This window comes from Enterococcus sp. AZ020, from assembly GCF_050499205.1.
GTDB classification, from domain to species: Bacteria; Bacillota; Bacilli; order Lactobacillales; family Enterococcaceae; genus Enterococcus_L; species Enterococcus_L dunnyi.
On the sequence record NZ_JBIPAT010000001.1, the window covers coordinates 454,361 to 474,215 of the forward strand.

Here is a 19,855-nt window from a genome sequence, read left to right on the forward strand (position 1 = left end):
AGTAAAGAAAAAGCAGACAAAATTCGTCTGCTTTTTTTCTATTAAATTTTTAAGAAACGTCTCATTGAAATGATCGAACCTAACGAACCAATCGTCATCCCAATCACGACCATCAATAAATCTAATTGCCAAACAAATGATTCTGGTTTCAATAGTGAATAATTTGAGCGCAATAGTTGAGGGTTGAATAAATTGTAAAATTGTTGATATCCAAATGTTAATAACAGAATCGGGATGATTGCCCCGATCAATCCGATCCAAGCCCCTTCAATAAAGAATGGCCAGCGGATATATCCGTTTTTTGCACCAACTAATCGCATGATTTGGATTTCTCTTTGACGAGAAAGAATCGTAATACGAATCGTGTTAGAAATCAAGAACACAGCGACAAACAATAGTAAGATTGCTGCACCTAATCCCCATGTTCTAACCTTGCCGGCAATACTGAAGATCTTATCAGATGATACGCCACCGTAATCTGCTTTAAAGACATTTGGCAGTTTTGCTGCTTTTTGCGAAATTTTCTTCGTATCTGATGGCTCTTTCGCACTTACGTAGTAAACATCATATAATGGATTGCTATCCCCTTCAAATAGGTTCCATGCTTCACCCATTTGTTGTTGGATTTTTTTCAATTGTTGATCCTTATTTGAATAAGAAATCGTTTCAACATTATCGATTTTATTTAATTCTTTTTCTAATTTTTGCATTTCTTCTGGTGTCGTACCAATATCAACAAAAACCGAAACAGTTACGTTTTCTTCGATATCTTTTGCTAACTTGGTTGCATTGAAGATCACTGCCATAAAAATCCCAACAAGAACTAAAGTAATCGTAACTGCACTGGCAGAAGCAATCGTCATCCAGCCGTTACGTTTTAAACTTTTAATACTTTCTAGGACGTGAGTAAAGAACGTTCTAATCATCGTAGCCATACTCTCCTTCCGCTTGGTCTCGAATAATACGACCATTTTCAATGGCAATAACGCGATGACGAATCGTGTTTACAATCGTACTATTATGTGTCGCCATTACGACTGTTGTCCCTTGTGCATTGATCCGATCCAATAATTTCATGATCTCCCATGAATTTTCAGGGTCAAGGTTTCCTGTCGGTTCATCTGCAATTAGAACTTTAGGTGTATTTACAATTGCTCGAGCAATTGATACACGCTGTTGTTCCCCACCAGATAATTCACTTGGGAAAACACGAACTTTATGTTTTAGTCCAACTAAATCAAGAACTTCCATTACTCGTTTTTTGATATCTCTTGGCTTACGGCCAATAACCTGCATTGCATAGGCTACATTTTCATAAACTGTTTTTTTCGTCAATAGTTTATAATCCTGAAAGACAATCCCGATTTCTCTTCTAAGGTATGGGACTTCCGCATTTTTTATTTTCATTAAATCATGGCCGGCAACTTTCAAGCGCCCTTTTGTTGCTTTTTCTTCGCGGTACATCAATTTGATAAATGTTGATTTACCTGCACCTGAAGGACCAACCACATAAACGAATTCACCTTGGTTAATTTCTACTGAAATATTACGGATAGCTGTTGTACCATTCGAATATTTCTTCATTACATCTTTCATTTCAATCATGGCGTATTCTCTCCATCTCTGTTTTCTAGACTATCAATCATTATAACATGTCTTTGTTTCAAGGCTCTTTCAAGAGTTTACAATTTTGTTTCATTTATGTAAACAGCTCAATTTAATTGATGTTTTAAATAAGCATCGATAAAGCCATCTAAATCTCCATCCATTACAGCCTGTACATTTCCTGTTTCGAAATTGGTTCGGTGGTCTTTGACCATTGAATAAGGATGAAAAACATAAGAACGGATTTGTGAACCCCAACCGATTTCTAATTGCTCTCCACGTAAAGCAGCAGCTTCCTGTGCTTTTTTATCCATTTCCAATTGATAAAGCTTTGCTTTCAACATGCCCATTGCTTGTTCCCGGTTTTTTAATTGCGAACGCTGAGCTTGGCTGGCAACGACTGTGCCAGTAGGAATATGAGTGATTCGAACAGCTGACTCTGTTTTATTGATATGCTGCCCTCCAGCTCCACTCGCACGATAGGTATCGATTTTCAAGTCATCCGAATTGATATCAATTTCAACATTCTCATCTAATTCAGGCATAATATCAACAGAACAAAATGAAGTATGGCGGCGTTTAGCAGAATCAAAAGGAGAAATTCGAACTAAACGATGGACGCCCTTCTCGGATTTCAAATAGCCATAAGCATTATATCCTTTGATCAAAAGTGTCACACTTTTGATACCTGCTTCATCTCCAGCTTGATAATCAAGAGTTTCGACTTGGAAACCATGACTTTCCGCCCATCGAGTGTACATCCTAAGTAACATGCTTCCCCAATCCTGCGACTCTGTACCACCGGCTCCCGGATGCAATTCCATAATGACATTATTTTTATCATAAGGTTCGTTTAATAAAAGAGAAAGTTCATAGATACTGAGCTTTTCTTTCAACGCCAGTAACCGTTCTTCTAATTCTGTCTGAGTCTCAGCATCGAATTCTTCCTGCTGCATCTCGCTCATCAATTCTAGTTCTTCCAGTTCATCTGCAAATTGATGAAATTGCTGGAATTTTTCTTTATGGATATTTGTTTCATTGATTAACTGCTGAGCTGTTTCTGTGTCATCCCAAAATCCAGGTTCTGCCATTCTATTTTCAGCTTCTGCAATATCTTCTTCCAACTGATCTAAGTCAAAGAGACCCCCTGAAGCTTGTGATTGATTGGTTCATTTCATCTAAAAGTGTTCGAATTTCAGCATTTTCCATGATCATTTCTTCCTTTCGATTATGCTCATTAACATAATTAATGAAGGTGAGGGGCCACCTCACCTTCATTGATTATTACATATCTTTGCCGTGGCAATTTTTGTATTTTTTACCGCTACCGCAAGGACATGGATCGTTTCTTCCAATTTTCTCATCAACATGTACTGGTTTTTTCTTCGCACTTGTATTGCTTTGCGGTTCTTCACCGTCACCTTGATGACTAGCTTCGCCTTGTGCCACTTGTTCACGTTGAACATTTTGACGAATTTCTGATTTCATAAATAGACGAGTCACTTCGTATTCGATCGCACCGATCATTTCTTCAAACATGTTATAACCTTCTGTTTGATACTCAACCAATGGATTATTTTGTCCATACGCACGTAACCCAACAGATTGACGTAATTGATCCATTGCATCGATATGATCTGTCCATTTTGTATCTACGACTCTTAAAATAACGACTTTTTGGAATTCAAGCAGTTGTTCCGTGCCGTTCAATTGTTCAGCTTTCGTATCGTAAACTTCCTGAGCACGTTTCACCAAATACTCTTTGATTTCTTCTGGTGATTTTCCTTCAATGTCCGATTTTGAAATAGAATCTTCATGGACAAGTGTTGAAGAAGCAAAGTCAACGATTCCTTCTAAGTTCCAATTTTCTTTTTCAAGCTGTGTATGACTTTCTACAACACGTGAAATTGTACGTTTCACCATATTCAATAATGTTTCAGTCAATTCATTTTCTTCCATGATCACTTCTAAACGCTGAGCATAAATAACTTCACGCTGTTCACGCATAACATCATCGTATTGTAAAACATTTTTACGTGTATCATAGTTGTTTCCTTCTACACGTTTTTGCGCTGATTCTACTTGCTTACTTAACATTTTACTTTGGATCACAGCATCAGATTCTTCAATATTCATTCGATCTAAGAACGCTTTGATCCGTTCAGAACCGAAACGTTTCATCAAATCATCTTCAAGAGATAAGTAAAATTGTGAAACCCCAGGATCTCCTTGACGACCTGCACGTCCACGCAATTGATTATCGATACGACGTGATTCGTGGCGTTCTGTACCAATAACAGCTAAACCGCCAAGTTCAACGACACCTAAGCCAAGCTTGATATCTGTTCCACGTCCGGCCATATTGGTTGCGATCGTTACTGCGCCTTTTTGACCAGCATTCATAATGATCTCTGCTTCTTTGAAGTGATTTTTCGCATTCAGAACTTCATGCGGTACTTTTTCTTTATTCAGCAATTCTGATAATAATTCGGATGTTTCGACCGCAACTGTACCAACCAATACTGGCTGACCATTGTGGTAACGTTCTTTGATATCTTGAACGACTGCTTTAAATTTACTGTCCAATGTTGGGTAAAGTAAATCAGCACGGTCGTCACGGATGATCGGACGGTTTGTTGGAATTTGGAATACTTGGATATTATAGATTTCACGGAACTCTTCTTCTTCCGTTTTCGCTGTCCCTGTCATCCCCGCAAGTTTTTTGTACATACGGAAATAGTTTTGGAATGTGATTGTTGCCATTGTTTTTGTTTCATCTTCGATCTCTACGCCTTCTTTGGCTTCGATCGCTTGGTGCAGACCATCAGAATAACGACGACCATCCATGATACGTCCTGTGAATTGGTCAACGATCAGAACTTTACCTTCTTGTACCACATAATCAATGTCACGCAACATGATGTAATTGGCACGTAAAGCTTGATCCATATGGTGAGTCAAAGCTGTATTTTCAATGTCATATAAGTTGTCTAAGCCAAAGTTTTCTTCTGCTTTTTCAATCCCGGCTTCTGTTAAACCAATTGTTTTAGACTGTACATCGATTTTATAATCTTCTTCTTCTTTCAGACGTTTTACAAAATTGTCCGTACGAGTATATAGGGCAGTCGATTTTTCTGCTTGTCCTGAAATGATCAATGGTGTACGTGCTTCATCGATCAAAATTGAATCCACTTCATCCACGATTGCATAGTTTAACGGACGTTGTACCATTTGATTGCGATATACGACCATGTTATCACGTAAATAGTCAAAGCCTAATTCATTATTCGTACTGTAAGTGATGTCACAGTTATAAGCATCACGTTTTTCTTCTGATGTTTTTGAATTGATGTTTAGTCCTACTGTCAGACCTAAGAAATTGTAAAGCTCACCCATCTCGTCTGAGTCACGTGTTGCCAAGTATTCATTGACCGTTACAACGTGTACGCCTTCACCAGTTAAAGCATTCAAGTAAACTGGCATTGTCGCAGTCAAGGTTTTCCCTTCACCTGTTCTCATCTCAGGGATATTTCCATCATGCAATACGATCCCACCCATTAGCTGAACAGGGTATGGATATAAACCTAATACGCGTTTAGCTGCTTCACGAACAACAGCAAAAGCTTCTGGCAACAACTGATCCAACGTTTCGCCTTTTTGGTAACGTGCTTTGAATTCATCAGTTTTTGCTTTTAATTCTTCATCACTCAATGCTTCAGTGGAAGATGCAAAGCTTTCTATTTTAGCCGCAATGCCTTCCAAGCGTTTCAATTCTTTTTTATCATTTTCGATCATCTTTTTCAAAAAATTTGCCATGTTTTTAAGTGTTCCTTTCAATAAACTCTATTTATTTTTGCACCAAATGCACAATCATCCTTTCCATTTTATCATTAGTTGACCAGAAAGGAAATAACTTCTACCAATATTAACGATTTATTATAGCATTTTTATTATGTAAATAGTACTAAAATGAGCAAAGAGACTGCGGCAAAACGTCTGCCGTCTTGCTTCAGTCTCTTCAATATCTCAAAAATATCATCGATCAACGTTACTTTAATCGATCAGTCTGTTTCGATCAAGCCATACTTGCCATCTTTACGACGGTAAACTATGCTTGTTCCGTTTGTTTCTGAATCTTCAAAGATGAAAAAGTTATGTCCTAGCATGTTCATTTGTAAAACAGCTTCTTCGCTATCCATCGGTTTCAATGAAAGACGTTTTGTCCGAACAATATCTAGTTCTGGTGCTTCTTCTTGTGTTTCTTCACCATTAAGGAAAATCGCTGCTTTTGCAGTGTTTATTCCTGTTTCACGAGATTTACGATTGATTTTTGTTTTGAACTTACGGATTTGCCGTTCTAATTTATCTACAACCAAATCAACACTTGCATATAAATCTGGTGATGTTTCTTCTGCACGTAAAACTAAATAAGGTAGAGGGATCGTAACCTCAACTTTTGCAGTTTTTTCTGTATATACTTTTAAGTTTACATGAACAGTTGCTTCAGGTGAATCACTGAAGTAGCGTTCCAATTTCCCTACTTTTTTCTCTACATAGTCTCGGATAGCTTCAGTAACTTCGATGTTTTCTCCACGCACATTGTATCTAAACATAACAATTACCCCTTTCATCTGACACTAAAGAAGGAATAAAAGGACCACTCTGTTATCCTTCTTCTTAATTCTATTATAACGAACTATCCTTCTTTTGCCAACAAAATTGCGGTCGATTTTTGATTTTAATTTTACTGTCACCTCGCAAGAGAAAACGTATGCAGTTTTGCGGGTCTCTTTTCTAAAATAACTTCCGCGGCATGGAAAATCGTCCGACCTGTTGTATAGATATCATCAACAAGAAGTATCTCCTTGTTATTGATAGTCTGTTCAGCTATTTCAGTCAATTTGAAAGGCTGCTCTAAGCTCATACGCTCTTGCCTATTTTTTTGTACTTGAGATAAACCATTTGAAAAACGCGCTAAGTATGGTTCATGTGCGATTCCTGCAGCATCTAACAAACCAGCAACTTGATTGAAGCCTCTTGAAGCCATACGTTTTTTTGATACAGGCACAGCAACCACAATCATATTAGATTTTCTTTTGAAATAGGCTTTTAGATCTAAAGCAAAGCTATGACGAAGCTGATAATTTCCTTTAAATTTATATTCTTCCATCCACTCTTGCATCGCTTGATCGTAGGAAAAGAGGGCTTCATGATGGAACTCATAATTTGGAAATAACTTTTGCCATTTAATGCAGTCTGTACAGAACTCTTTGGTCTGTTGTTTTTGACAGCCTTTGCAACTGTCTTTTTGAGTTAAACGTCGGAATTTTTTACTGCATTGTGAGCATAACTGCTCAGTGATTATCCGCTTAGGTAAAAAAATTTCGGCCAATGTTAAATTTCTAGTGATATGTTGACGACAATAATTACAATTCATCGATCAACCCCCGCTCTCTTCCAATTCTATTCATTTTTTTGATTTGTTGAACAGCTTCCTTGATCGTTTGCGTACAGCCATCATGTAAAAACCAAACTTCTCCAGCAGTGTAGATCATTTTCCGGTCAACACGCCCAGCAATCTGAACCAGAGCAGCCACAGTAAATACTGGATGATTTGCACCTAATACAATGACAGAAACTCCATCAAAAGTTACGCCCCTTTCTAAAATCGTAGATGTGATCAGAATACGATACGCTTTTTGTCTCATATTCAATACCTTTTTGATTCTGTCTGTATCTTGAGAATGAACGCATGTTAGTGGTATATCTGAAAAAATCCCATTCAGAATTTTTTCTAATTGCTCCATCTGTACAATGCTGGGACAAAAAATCAATAGGTCATTGTCAACCAGCAGCTGGCGAATCAACGTGATCAATCCTTTGGGGGCTTTTCCATGTGTAATTTTCTTTTGCCAGTGGTTGCTCCATTTTATTTTAGGTACAGGCAGGCATCTGCGATGATAACGTGCCGGTAAAATACTTAATTTAAGCTGATTTTGGTTCGTTTTTTTCATTAATTCTTGGGTTGGGGTGGCTGTTAAATAAATAAGCGAACTATCTTTTTTGATTGCTTGTGCTACTCCATATTGTAATAACGGATTGCCAACAAAAGGAAAAGCATCCACTTCATCAATGATCAGTAAATCAAATGCTTGAAAAAATCGTAATAATTGATGCGTCGTACATACTAAAAGCTTGGTATATCGATAGTCTTCTTCCATTTTTCCGTGAAGTAGGATCATCTCTTCATTAGGGAAAACAGCTTGTATTCTAGGAAATAGTTCCAAACAAACATCCACTCGCGGCGAAGCGATCGCCACTCGTTTTCCTTTACCCAAACAATCATGGATCGTATTAAACAGCATTTCGGTCTTCCCTGCACCTGTGACAGCCCAAACCATTTTAGATTCTCCTTTATCTGCAGAAGTCAATAAACTATCAGAAACTTCCTGTTGTCCTTTAGTAAGTTCACCCTCCCAAGAAAAATCAACACTTCTTGGTATCAGTTCAGGTTCGGGAAGATGATAAAAACACTGCCCCGTATCCACACGTCCCAATTGAATGCACGCAGGGCAAAAATAAACGCCGTTAAAAAGCTTTACCGTTTGTTTTTCATGAAGTTGTCCGCAACGTAAACATTGGATCGATCTACTCGTCCGTTCTTTCATCGTTGGCAAACATTGATAGTGATTGGTTAGCTGCTTGATTTCTTTCAGTAAAACTTTTCTTCCCCATAATTCTTGCATATTCTCCCTCCTCTAGTAAACTACGCATTTTTTCATTATTATTTTTCAAAAAAAGATCTTAAACATAGCTCAAAGAGTTATGCTTAAGATCTTAAAATCTAGAGAAATAATTGTAAAGAAATAATTTTTTTTACTGACTCTAGTTTAACCTATCTATTTTCAATCAAATTCAACGCTTGTTGTAATACTTTTTCTCCGTTCATCATGCCGTAATCCGCCATATTGATGATATCGAGCGGAATGCCTTTTGGTTCAAGACGTTTTTCAAAATCACCTTTCATAAAACGGACTTGAGGTCCTAACAGTAGAACATCCACTGGTTTACTTTCTAAATTATTGTCTGCTTCAGATGCGGATACAGCGAAAATATCTGCTTCTAATCCTTGAGCATCTGCTGCTTTTTGCATTTTCGTTACAAGTAGGCTTGTACTCATTCCTGCTGAACAAACCAACATAATTGTTTTTTTAGCCATCTTCATTCATCCCTTCTTGTCTCTGTTAATATAACACAATCTACTCGATTCTTTACATCTATTATAGTAAAACCAGCTGTTTTGTCAACGCTTACTACTTATACACGGTCACACACTATTATTCAAAAAGCCAGTTGGACTTTAGTAGTTTATTAAAAACAACGTACTCCTTTAAAATGTTTACCTGCACCACCTGATACCCCGCATTCAGCCAGCCATATGCACCTTTTTCAGGATGCTTGTGGTCATTGGCCCACCAATCAATTTCTGTTCGAGCTGTTTTAGGAAGACCAGAATGAGGAAATAGCAACTCATCAAATTGAGTAAACGTTAAAGTAACCTGAGATCCGCCGTTGTTCATTAAATAATGGGTAACGCTGTCGTATTTCTTCTGCCGCTCTTTTGCCAAATTTTCCACTCCTTTATCTTCCAGTATTCTTTTCATTATTATCTCATAAATACCCCCAGAAGCAAACGAAGCTCATTTATTTTCACCTTTTTTTATAGATGGTTGCTTCTCTTTCTTATTTTTTTTATACTTAGGATACTATTTAAGTAAAGGAATGAGAAAATGCTTGAACGTTATTTTACCATTCACTCTGATGGCGAAAGTGAAATCGAGATCAAAAAATCGCGCTTTATTTGCGCGCTTAAGCGAGTTTACTCCGAAGAAGAGGCGAAAGCATTTATTGCCGAAAAGAAAAAAGAGCATTGGAAGGCGAACCATAATTGTAGCGCATTCATAATCGGTGATAACAGTGATATCCAAAGAAGCAGTGATGATGGCGAACCTAGCGGAACAGCTGGCGTTCCGATGCTTGAAGTCTTAAAGAAAAAGGAATTGATCAATGTAGTTGCTGTCGTTACTCGTTACTTCGGCGGAACGAAACTTGGTACTGGCGGCTTGATTCGTGCTTATAGTCACGCAGTTTCTCAGGCGCTGACTGATATTGGATTAGTTGAGGGGAAACTACAGCAAGAAATACGTCTACAGATCAGCTATCCTAATCTAGGCAAAGTTCAAAACTTTATGGAGCATAGCCTTTACACACTAAAAGAAACACTCTATGCAGAAGAAGTTGAAGTGATTTGTCTAATAGATGAAGCAAAAATAGAACAGTTTGAAGCAGAAATCATTGAACAATTGAATGGCCAAGTCACCTTTGTCAAAGGCGAATGTTCATACCACGAAATACCTATTACGAAAACGGAGGAAACAAATGACATTTGAAGAAGTATTACCACAGATTAAAAGAGGCGCAAAAGCGGTCAGAACAGGTTGGAGCGGGTTTGAATTATATATTGAGCTGAGGGATGAAATCGGTACATCTGATGGTTCATTTCTCCAGGTCACTCCCTATTTTTTGATCAAAACATCTGACGAGGGATACAGTATGTTTTCACCGACACCTTGTGATGTATTGGCTGATGATTGGAAGATCGTAACAGCAGAATAAATATGATGACTATGCTAGGAAACTTTAGAGAAGTTGCCTAGCTTTTTATACTGAATAGAAAAGAGGATGAATCATGCACTTCGACGAATATACAGGAAAAACTATTTTTGTGACAGGGGCTGCTTCCGGGATCGGTCAAGCGCAAGCTGTAGCATTTACCGCTCAAGGTGCAAATGTCCTAGGTTTTGATCTTGATCCAACAGGATTAACAGAAACCGAAAAAAAGAGTGCCAAAACAACAGGTACCTTTATCAGCTATATTGGCGATGTTACACAAAAGGATGAGATTCTTGCAGCAGTCAAATATGCGAATGAATGCTTTGGTTTTATCGATATTCTGCTAAATACAGCTGGTATCCTTGACGATTATACGCCTAGTCTGGATACGACGGAGGAAATGTGGGATCGCGTGTTAGACATCAACCTAAAAGGCATGTTTCTTGTTACTAACCTCATATTGCCCCAGATGATCGAGCAACAGTATGGCGTTATCATCAATATGGCATCTATTGCTGGGATGGTCGCTGGCGGAGGCGGCGCAGCATATACAGCTTCCAAACATGCGATCATCGGTTATACAAAACAATTGGACTATGACTATGTCAAAAAAGGAATCCGTACAAATGCGATTGCTCCAGGTGCGATCAAAACACCAATGAATGCAGCAGACTTTGCAGGTGATGGTCAAATGGCTGAATGGGTTGCTAGCGAAACACCTGCTGGACGATGGGCCAAACCTGAGGAAGTTGCTTCATTGAGTTTATTCTTAGCTAGCCATCAAGCAGATTATATTCACGGAACGGTGATGACGATCGACGGTGGTTGGCTTGTCAAATAAATAGATCATCTATTTCAATGCCTTATCTATTTACAAATATCCCTAGATTCGGTAACATGAATAACAGTGAAGAGATTCACACTATGACACTTCAGTTGGCAGAATATGCTGTCACTTCCTTTGGTCATAGTTATTACTAAAACGGGCCTGCCTGTTTTATAAAGGAGAATATATATGAATCAGTCAAACACCCAGACTAAGCCATGGTCTGCCGTTTCTATCGCAAAAATGGCATTAGTGACAGCACTTTATATTGCTGTGACCGTTTTTCTTGCACCTTTTAGCTTCGGAGTAGTTCAGTTGAGGTTTTCTGAACTGTTTAATTACCTGCCTCTATTCAATAAACGTTACATCTGGGCAGTCACTTTAGGTGTTGCTATCGCTAATCTCGCGTCGCCTTTAGGATTAGTGGATGTTGCGATCGGGAGTGTATCCACACTATTAATTTTACAGCTCTCCTATTATCTGACACGACGTCTTAAAAATCTGCGCAAAAAAATGATCATTACCGCCTTACTTTGTTCTTTATCGATGTTCACAGTTGCTGGTCAGCTTGCCTTTTTCTACCAGTTACCTTTTTTCTATACTTGGCTGACTGTCGCTTTAGGTGAACTTTTGTCGATGTCGATCGGTGGTATATTGATATACTGGATCAATGAAAAAATGGATTTAACAAAATAAAAAGCGGGATAGAAATCTCTGATACTTTCTTTTTGAAAGATCAACGATTCCTATCTCGCTTATTTTTCTAAATAAAATTCAAAACGGTTACCAACATATTGTGTACGAACATATTCAAATGGCGTACCATCTTCAAAGTAAGAAATCTGACGCAGGCGTAAAATAGCGTCGCCGCGCTTGATTTTTAAGTAGTCGGCAATTTGTTCAGAAGCCTGCATAGCAGAGATCGTTTGATTTGCATGACCGATTTTATTGCCGCCTTTTTCCTCTAATGTTTTATAAAAGGAATTCGTGATCTCTGTTTTGCTGTAACAATCTACTAGAGAGTATGGGACACTGGCGACTTCAAAGCAAATAGGCAGGTCATCAGCAAATCGAATCCGCTCCATACGAACGATTTGCTCATTTTCTGTCAGATTCAGTTTTTCCATTTCGCTAGAACTTGGCTTGGCTACGTAATAAGAAACGGTGCGGCTGGACGGTACTCGGTTTTGCGAAAGCATGATATCTGTAAAACTGGTTGTTCCAGTCATTTTTTCCTGTACTTTTTTTCGGGCTACATAGGTCCCTGAACCGATTTTTCTTTCTAAGATCCCTTCATCTGCCAACGTTTGAATCGCTTGTCTCAAGGTCATTCTGCTCACGCCAAATTGCGTGGCAAGTTCACGTTCTGATGGAAGCCTGTCCCCAATCTTCCAAACTCCGTGTTCTATGTCATTTTTGATTTTATCATGAATTTGTATATAAACTGGTAAACTCGACACCATCTGATTTCCTCCTCGTTATTCTCTTCCTTTCTATTATAACTGGTATATACCTTAGAAACAACTAAAAGTTCTAAAATCAAGGTATCCAGAGGTTTTATCAGGCAATTTGGTATGCTTCTTCCGTTTCATTCGTTGCGAAAAGAAAGAAATCTTTTGGCTGCGTATAACTATCGGTCAATACAGGCAAAAAAAGGCAAAACTATTTCTTTTTTAGCATTTTTTTCAAAATTGATAGGGAACCTAACTTACAGCTACCTTATATTAAGAATTAAAGAGAGCAAAACAAAACTGACTTTAGTTTTGCTCCGCTCTCTTTACTATCTTTTTGCTAGGAATGGATTTTTTCTTCATCCATCATTTTGTGTGCAGTAGCCATCATTAAACGAATTCGATTTAATTGATTGACTAAAGATACTCCTGGATCATAATCGATCGGTGCAATATTCGCTTTAGGATACTGCCGTCTTAATTCTTTCGTAACCCCTTTACCTACCACATGATTCGGCAGACAACCAAATGGCTGCATACAGACTATATTGTTTACATCTGATTTCAAAAGCTCGATCATTTCCCCAGTCAAGAACCAGCCTTCTCCTGTATGGTTTCCAATCGATAAAATTTTCCCAGCATCTTCAGCCAGCTCATGAATAGAGCTGATTCCATCAAAACGCTTCGAATTTCTCAATGCTTTGTCCATCGGTTTTTCAACATATTCAATCATTCGAATCGCAAATTTTGCTAAATTTTTGCTTTGCTTCGACATCCCAAGATTTTCGTATTTAAAAATTTGGTTGTATAAAGAATAGTTCATGAAACCAACGATATCCGGAACAACTGCTTCAGCACCTTCTGCTTCCAACAAACGGACGATATCATTATTTGCCGTTGGAGAATATTTGACTAGGATTTCCCCTACTACACCTACTTTTGGCTTTTGAATATCCAGCAGCGGAATTTCATCAAATTCTTTGATGATTTTTTTCATATTACGGTTAAATAAAGTTAAAGAACCATTGCGAACATTTTTTTCTACTTGCTTCAACCATTTTTCATGAAGTGCATCGATCATGCCTGTTTCAGTCTCGTAAGGGCGGGTCCGATAAACAACTCGTTCAAATAAATCACCATATAAGAAAGCGACTGCCAGACGCTTCAACATAGGTAAAGTAAATTTGAAGCCTGGGGTCGATTCTACCCCTTTATTGCCCATTGAAACAGAAACAACAGGTACTTGCGGGAATCCAGCATCATTCAATGCTTTTCTAAGCAGTGGGATATAATTCGTTGCTCGGCATCCTCCACCGGTTTGTGTCATCATCACACTCACATGATCTAAATCATATTCACCGCTCTCAAGTGCTTCAACAAGCTGCCCAATTGAAATGATCGCAGGATAACAAGCGTCATTGTTTACATATTTCAATCCAACGTTGACTGCTTCACGGTCATCAGCGGGCAAACAAACCACATTATACCCTGATGCTTTTAGCGCTTCATCAACTAGTCCTGATTGGTGGATTGGACTTAACATTGGTAAAAGTAATGTATGCGTTCGTTTCATTTCTTTTGTAAATACGATTTTTTCCGGTTCTTCATGCTGCAATTTTGGCTCAAAATTCATTTTTTCTCTTTCACCAACTGCAGCTTTGAGTGAACGTAAACGAATTCGAATTGCGCCCAGATTAGATCCTTCATCGATTTTCAATACTGTATAGATTTTGCCATATTGTTCCATGATTTCTTCTACTTGATCCGTTGTCACTGCATCCAGCCCGCAGCCAAATGAATTCAACTGAACAAGTTCTAGATTTTTAGACTTAGAAACGACACGAGCAGCAGCATATAGACGAGAATGATAGACCCACTGATTGACGACACGTAAATTGCCTACGTCACCTAAATGAGAAATGCTATCTTCCGTCAGTACATGAAATCCTTCTTGTGTGATCACATCTGCGATCCCATGATTGATTTCCGGGTCTAAATGATAAGGTCTACCAGATAGAACGATTCCTTTTTCACCTTTTTGGTTCAGCATCACAAGGGTTTCTTCCCCTTTATTGCGAATCGCTTCTTTAAATGCATCCAACTCTTCATAACCATGACGTAAAGCATCAGTCACCTGATCCAACGAAATCCCTAGATCGGCAAAAGTATCACTCAGCACTTTAGCAACAGACGCTTCATCAGCCAAATTGATATATGGATTACGGTAGTCGACCTTGCCATCTCTAATATCATCAACATTGTTTCGAATCACGTCTGGATAGCTTTGAACGATCGGACAGTTGAAATGATTGTCCGCTTCTGCCGATTCTTGACGTTCAAACACAACACCCGGATAAAAAATCATCGGGATCTCTGCATCGATCAATGCTTGAATATGCCCATGAGTAATTTTAGCTGGGTAACAAGCCGTATCACTAGGAATGGTTTCCATCCCTTGTTCATATAGCTCTTTATTTGAACGAGGGGATAATTCTACCCTAAAGCCCAAATCAGTAAAGAACGTATGCCATAGCGGATAATTTTCATACATATTCAATACACGAGGAATCCCGATCCGGCCATATTTCGCATCCTTTTCTTTTAATGGACGGTATTTAAAGAGCTTACGGTATTTGTAGTCGATCATATTGACTTTCCGGTCTTCTCTTTTGACTTTGATCCTGGCGCCTCTTTCACAACGATTTCCCGTTACAAACTGACGACCGTCTGAAAAAATAGTTACAGTCATCATGCAGTTGTTCTCACAAAGACCACAGTGAGTAAATTCTTTCTCTGCAGTAAATGTGTCCAATTCTTCTAAAGTAAGAGTCGTTGTCTCTTGCCCTAATTCATAGTTTTCCAAAGCGATCAATGCAGCACCATAAGCGCCCATCAAGCCAGCAATAGACGGACGGACCACTTCACGCTCACTGATCATTTCAAATGCCCGTAAAACAGCTTCATTATAAAAAGTACCACCCTGACAAACGATTTTCTTTCCTAGTTCCTCTGGTCGACGGACTTTGATTACTTTGTAGATCGCATTTTTTATAACTGAATAGGATAGCCCTGCTGAAATATCTCCAACGGAAGCTCCTTCTTTTTGAACTTGTTTTACTTTAGAATTCATGAATACGGTACAACGTGAACCCAAATCCACCGGTGCTTTTGAACTCAACGCTTCAATGGCAAAATCTTTCACATCATAATTCAACGATTTAGCAAACGTTTCGATAAATGAACCACACCCCGATGAACAAGCTTCATTCAGTTGAATCGAGGATAAAACGCCATCTTTGATCGTCATTGCTTTCATATCCTGACCGCCAATGTCTAAAATAAAATCTACACCCGGTTGAAAATGATCCGCCGCTTTATAATGCGCCATCGTTTCTACTTCACCGATATCGACCTTCAAAGCATTTTTGATCAAATGCTCGCCATAACCTGTCACTGCTGCCTTACCGATAAAGACATCCTTTGGCATTTGCTGATACAAGTCTTTCAAAACCTCCATCGTTGTTTCTAAAGGCTGTCCTTGGTTATTTCCATAGAATGAGAACAATAAATTACCATCTTCATCGATCAACGTGACTTTCGTGGTTGTAGACCCTGCATCGATCCCTAAAAATGCGACACCTTGATGTTCAGATAAAGGCTTTTCTTGTGCTTTAGCCTGATCGTGGCGGGCTCTAAAAACCTTTAACTCCTCTTCATTTTGGAATAACGGTTCCAAGGTATCGGTTGGCTTCAATTGTTCCTGATCTCCCTGAGTCAAGCGCTGGATCAGCTCTTCTAAGGTAGTCGAATTCGCACCTTCAGAATAAATAGCTGCTCCCATCGCAACAAATAACTGAGGGTTTTCCGGGAAGATGACATCTTCCGGCTGAACATCCAACGTTTCAATAAATCGTTTTCTAAGCTCTGACATAAAGAAAAGCGGTCCACCTAAAAAGGCGATCTTTCCTTTGATTTTTCTTCCTGCAGCTAACCCTGCAATCGTTTGATTGACAACTGCTTGAAAAATACTCGCAGCAATATCTTCTTTTGCTGCGCCTTCATTGATCAAGGGTTGAACATCAGTTTTAGCAAATACTCCGCATCTTGAAGCGATCGGGTAAATCGTTTCATAGTTTTTCGCCAGTTCATTGACCCCGTTTGCATCTGTTTTTAATAAGACGGCCATTTGATCGATAAAAGCCCCCGTCCCACCAGCACAGCTGCCATTCATCCGTTGCTCTAACGCACCATCGAAAAAGGTGATCTTTGCATCTTCTCCGCCTAGTTCGATCGCAACATCGGTTTCGGGAATAATTTCTTCTACTGTTCTTGTACAGGCGATCACTTCCTGAACAAAAGAAATGTTTAGGACATCTGCGAGCCCCATTCCTCCGGAACCCGTAATGGTCATCGTAAGAGGTGTTTTTTCACCAAGAACATTCATTGCTTCTATCAAAACTTTTTCTGTGGCTGCTTTCACATCTGAGTAATGTCGTTCATATTTTGCGAATTTGGTATGATTTTCTTCATCGATAATTACCAATTTCACAGTTGTCGAACCGACATCTATTCCTGCTCTTATTGTCATTTGTTTTATCTCCTTATTGTCCATACCTTTTTATTTCCCAACACTTTGTTGATTATCCTACAAGGTGTCTGATATAATACTTATGTATATTTTAGAAAGATTCTAATTTATTTGCAACAAGCAAAACACCCAAATTTGTGAGATAAGCAACAAACTTATCAAATCTGTTGATTATTTTGAAAGGAATTTTTATATGTCGAAGAAAACAGACCTGCGGGTAAAGCGAACACACAAAATGATCATCGAAGCTTTCTTTCATTTAGTTGAGGAAAAAGGATATGATTGTATCACGATCCAAGACATTGCAGATGAAGCGATGATCAATCGCGCGACTTTTTATGCTCATTTTAAAGATAAACAGGATCTTTATGAACAAATTTTTGATTTTGCCGTCAATGCTTTTACTTCTGTCATCGATACGGAACAAATCATTGTAAAAAATCGAATCAAAGTCAAACAAATTGAATTTCTTCTCACACATATTTATATCAATATCCAAAAAAATAAAAACTTTTTTTTAACGATCATGGATGGTAGTTCTAATGAATTGCTGCGAAAGAAATTAGCAGAGATCATTTATGATAAATATGCAGATATTTTCTCCAAGCTAAAAATCACCGAAAACGAGATCGAAGTTCCAATCGATTTCATTATTGAATACATGACATCGATTTTTACAGGAACGCTCCATTGGTGGATTACAAGTAACACAGACATGTCGCCAAATCATTTGGCCAGACTTGTTATTAAATTGGTTGGAAACGGACACCTGACCGTTCTAGGGATCGAGATCGATAAATAGCACAAAAAAAGTGTCTGAAGCAAAACTAAAAAAGTTTTGTTTCAGACACTAACTTTTAATAAATATGACCAAAAATCAGGTTACTCGGCCATTTCACAGCGAACGAGCGATACAAAAGCATGTTGCTCGTTCGTTACTATAATCGATCGAATCTAAGCAACCTTTATCTCATCTCGTGTTTCTAGCGGTTTTTAGCACGCCATTTTTTAGTATGTGCTGTATCTCTGGAAGAGATGACTTTCACGCCAGAAGCTTTCTCTCCATTTTTCTTTTTTGAAAAAAGATTTACCTTTACATCGTATTTTCCTTCGTTTGCTAAATCATATAATCTTTCAGCTGTTTCAGTTATTTTCTCTTTGATGTTCATTGATCTCACTCCTCATATGTTTCTTTCACTTTATCATATATTTTTGAAAAAGAGAACAAAAGCCTCTGTCCTTCGTAAATAAAAAAACAACTCCAATGAGTTGTTTTGCCAAGACTGGGGTAGCTGGATTCGAACCAACGCATGACAGAGTCAAAGTCTGTTGCCTTACCGCTTGGCGATACCCCAAAAATAAAATGGAGGAAAGTGGATTCGAACCACTGAACCCTAAGGAACGGATTTACAGTCCGTCGCGTTTAGCCACTTCGCTATTCCTCCAAAAGGTTTTAGTAAAAAACCTGACTTAGTTATAATACAAAATTTCTGAGTAAATTGCAAGCACTTTTCGAAAAAAAGTTGTTATTTATTTTAGTCGTTCAAATTCCATTGACGAATCACGTATTCGATCGCTTCATCCAGCGTTTTGACTGTCGCTTCATTTCGTCCGTCGATCAATACTGCGAATTTTTTTTCAGCTTGTGTAACAACTTGACCAATTTCTTTTTTGCCGATCATTAAAGTATTGATAGTCAACTGTTCACCATTGATCTTTTTTTGACTCTCTTCTATTCGTACTTCAATATCTTTATTCTTTTTAGACATTCTCATCCCTCCAAGCCTCTATGTTATCACGTTATACAAAAAAAAGCACCTACCATTTAAAGTAGATGCCAGATATTTTACATTTAGGTACTAAATAACTGTTTTCGTTTGATTTCACTCAGTAGTGCAAAGACAATACCCGCTACGATCGACACAATCCCAATAATGATAAACAGCCATAAAAAGCTTGATAAATAGGTTTGTATAAAATCATACATCGCTTTTGATTGGATCCCTAATTTTTTCAGAAATCCTTGTATCAAAATAGCAGCAGGCACAACAACCATCATCAATCCGCTGCCGATGGTGATATACGACCAATATCTCAATAAGCGATGAAAATAGCCTCGCAGTGATGAATAAAGAGAAAGACTCAGCAGTCCCCATAGAACGCCACAGATGACCATAAAAATGACTATTTTTGATTTATAATTCATCACTTTTCGTCCATAAGAAACTAAAAAGGGCAATTCGATATAGCCTTTGTATATCGTAACAGCATTATCTCCTAAGTCATTGACCGCTTTTTCTGATTCTGGCGTTATCTCTATATTCTTCTCTTTCATGTACGCTGTAATTGCCTCAGAAACAGAAGCCTGAATTTGCTTTTCATTAGAAATGGAATACTTGCTTCCTGTGTGATACATTGCCTTGAAATATGCATCCACATCTTTTTGAACAAATGATTTACTGACGGTTTGATTCAGCACACCTTCTGGGATGTTGCTTCCTAATGCACTATTTTCAATCTGTCGATTGATCTCCCCTGCTAGTTTGGTATAATAATCCGCATGAGAGGCCTGTTTTGTAATATAGTTTTCACTAAAAAGAGTCAATCTCAATGCAAGTAAAATCAAAAAAGCAAATAAGAAAACAGATGACAAAAACGCAATAAAAAAGCGCGAAAGCACCTTCAACAGATGACCCCGATTTCTCATTTCAC

Annotated in this window: 19 protein-coding genes and 2 tRNA genes; 5 read left to right on the top strand and 16 right to left on the bottom strand. The window is 38.3% G+C overall.

Annotated elements, in window-relative coordinates:
- Positions 1 to 41: 41 nt before the first annotated feature.
- From ftsX to IGI58_RS02185, 9 genes are all read right to left on the bottom strand, one after another.
- On the bottom strand, positions 42 to 926 hold the full coding sequence (gene ftsX / locus IGI58_RS02145) for a permease-like cell division protein FtsX (protein ID WP_087641285.1): 885 nt from the start codon (positions 924 to 926) through the stop codon (positions 42 to 44).
- Positions 919 to 1,605, bottom strand: coding sequence for a cell division ATP-binding protein FtsE (gene ftsE / locus IGI58_RS02150; RefSeq protein WP_087641284.1), 687 nt, complete (start codon positions 1,603 to 1,605; stop codon positions 919 to 921). Before ftsE ends, ftsX begins: the two co-directional genes overlap by 8 nt.
- Positions 1,606 to 1,712: 107 nt before the next feature.
- A protein-coding gene (gene prfB / locus IGI58_RS02155) for a peptide chain release factor 2 (protein ID WP_140405338.1) occupies positions 1,713 to 2,814 on the bottom strand; the annotation gives its coding sequence in 2 pieces (ribosomal slippage) (positions 1,713 to 2,741 and positions 2,743 to 2,814; 1,101 coding nt in all).
- Between the two features lie 75 nt (positions 2,815 to 2,889).
- Positions 2,890 to 5,421: a preprotein translocase subunit SecA gene (gene secA / locus IGI58_RS02160; RefSeq protein ID WP_429954683.1), complete on the bottom strand. Its 2,532-nt coding sequence runs from the start codon at positions 5,419 to 5,421 to the stop codon at positions 2,890 to 2,892.
- Positions 5,422 to 5,666: 245 nt separating this feature from the next.
- Positions 5,667 to 6,218: a ribosome hibernation-promoting factor, HPF/YfiA family gene (gene hpf, locus IGI58_RS02165; protein WP_087641281.1), complete on the bottom strand. Its 552-nt coding sequence runs from the start codon at positions 6,216 to 6,218 to the stop codon at positions 5,667 to 5,669.
- Between the two features lie 137 nt (positions 6,219 to 6,355).
- Positions 6,356 to 7,042 (bottom strand): ComF family protein, encoded by a 687-nt coding sequence (locus tag IGI58_RS02170; RefSeq protein ID WP_429954681.1) that lies wholly within the window; start codon positions 7,040 to 7,042, stop codon positions 6,356 to 6,358.
- Positions 7,032 to 8,351 carry a DEAD/DEAH box helicase gene (locus IGI58_RS02175; RefSeq protein WP_429954679.1) on the bottom strand — a complete coding sequence of 440 codons (1,320 nt, stop codon included), beginning with the start codon at positions 8,349 to 8,351 and terminating at the stop codon, positions 7,032 to 7,034. The genes IGI58_RS02170 and IGI58_RS02175 overlap by 11 nt, the downstream gene beginning before the upstream one ends.
- Before the next feature lie 149 nt (positions 8,352 to 8,500).
- Positions 8,501 to 8,824 carry a PTS sugar transporter subunit IIB gene (locus IGI58_RS02180; RefSeq protein WP_429954677.1) on the bottom strand — a complete coding sequence of 108 codons (324 nt, stop codon included), beginning with the start codon at positions 8,822 to 8,824 and terminating at the stop codon, positions 8,501 to 8,503.
- Positions 8,825 to 8,942: 118 nt separating this feature from the next.
- Positions 8,943 to 9,233, bottom strand: a complete 291-nt coding sequence (locus IGI58_RS02185) for a DUF7662 domain-containing protein (RefSeq protein ID WP_087641555.1) — start codon at positions 9,231 to 9,233, stop codon at positions 8,943 to 8,945.
- Between the two features lie 162 nt (positions 9,234 to 9,395).
- Between IGI58_RS02185 and IGI58_RS02190 the strand changes: the two genes are divergently transcribed.
- The 4 genes from IGI58_RS02190 (at position 9,396) to IGI58_RS02205 (ending at position 11,800) form a co-directional block, all read left to right on the top strand.
- Positions 9,396 to 10,055 (top strand): YigZ family protein, encoded by a 660-nt coding sequence (locus IGI58_RS02190; protein ID WP_429954675.1) that lies wholly within the window; start codon positions 9,396 to 9,398, stop codon positions 10,053 to 10,055.
- The gene (locus tag IGI58_RS02195; protein WP_087641277.1) at positions 10,045 to 10,281 is read left to right on the top strand and encodes a DUF2829 domain-containing protein; all 237 of its coding nucleotides are present in this window, start codon (positions 10,045 to 10,047) and stop codon (positions 10,279 to 10,281) included. Before IGI58_RS02190 ends, IGI58_RS02195 begins: the two co-directional genes overlap by 11 nt.
- Positions 10,282 to 10,354: 73 nt before the next feature.
- Entirely contained in the window at positions 10,355 to 11,119 is a 765-nt protein-coding gene (locus tag IGI58_RS02200; protein WP_429954673.1) for a 3-oxoacyl-ACP reductase, read from the top strand.
- Between the two features lie 174 nt (positions 11,120 to 11,293).
- Complete coding sequence (locus IGI58_RS02205; RefSeq protein WP_429954671.1) at positions 11,294 to 11,800, top strand: QueT transporter family protein; 507 nt, start codon at positions 11,294 to 11,296, stop codon at positions 11,798 to 11,800.
- A gap of 59 nt (positions 11,801 to 11,859) precedes the next feature.
- On the opposite strand, the gene IGI58_RS02210 is transcribed toward IGI58_RS02205, so the two are convergent.
- Together IGI58_RS02210 and IGI58_RS02215 are read right to left on the bottom strand one after the other, a co-directional pair.
- On the bottom strand, positions 11,860 to 12,567 hold the full coding sequence (locus IGI58_RS02210) for a GntR family transcriptional regulator (RefSeq protein WP_429954669.1): 708 nt from the start codon (positions 12,565 to 12,567) through the stop codon (positions 11,860 to 11,862).
- 328 nt (positions 12,568 to 12,895) lie between these two features.
- Positions 12,896 to 17,143 (bottom strand): acyl-CoA dehydratase activase-related protein, encoded by a 4,248-nt coding sequence (locus tag IGI58_RS02215; protein ID WP_429954667.1) that lies wholly within the window; start codon positions 17,141 to 17,143, stop codon positions 12,896 to 12,898.
- A gap of 193 nt (positions 17,144 to 17,336) precedes the next feature.
- Between IGI58_RS02215 and IGI58_RS02220 the strand changes: the two genes are divergently transcribed.
- Positions 17,337 to 17,945 (top strand): TetR/AcrR family transcriptional regulator, encoded by a 609-nt coding sequence (locus IGI58_RS02220; RefSeq protein WP_087641272.1) that lies wholly within the window; start codon positions 17,337 to 17,339, stop codon positions 17,943 to 17,945.
- Positions 17,946 to 18,126: 181 nt separating this feature from the next.
- Here IGI58_RS02220 and IGI58_RS02225 read toward each other — a convergent pair whose 3' ends face one another.
- The 5 genes from IGI58_RS02225 to IGI58_RS02245 form a co-directional block, all read right to left on the bottom strand.
- Positions 18,127 to 18,312, bottom strand: coding sequence for a hypothetical protein (locus IGI58_RS02225; RefSeq protein WP_087641271.1), 186 nt, complete (start codon positions 18,310 to 18,312; stop codon positions 18,127 to 18,129).
- Positions 18,313 to 18,426: 114 nt separating this feature from the next.
- Positions 18,427 to 18,498: transfer RNA gene (locus tag IGI58_RS02230), tRNA-Gln, on the bottom strand.
- Positions 18,499 to 18,507: 9 nt separating this feature from the next.
- Positions 18,508 to 18,588 (bottom strand) — tRNA-Tyr (locus IGI58_RS02235).
- 90 nt (positions 18,589 to 18,678) lie between these two features.
- On the bottom strand, positions 18,679 to 18,912 hold the full coding sequence (locus IGI58_RS02240) for a DUF2969 domain-containing protein (protein ID WP_087641270.1): 234 nt from the start codon (positions 18,910 to 18,912) through the stop codon (positions 18,679 to 18,681).
- Positions 18,913 to 18,995: 83 nt separating this feature from the next.
- Positions 18,996 to 19,850 carry a hypothetical protein gene (locus IGI58_RS02245; protein ID WP_429954664.1) on the bottom strand — a complete coding sequence of 285 codons (855 nt, stop codon included), beginning with the start codon at positions 19,848 to 19,850 and terminating at the stop codon, positions 18,996 to 18,998.
- Positions 19,851 to 19,855: the final 5 nt, after the last annotated feature.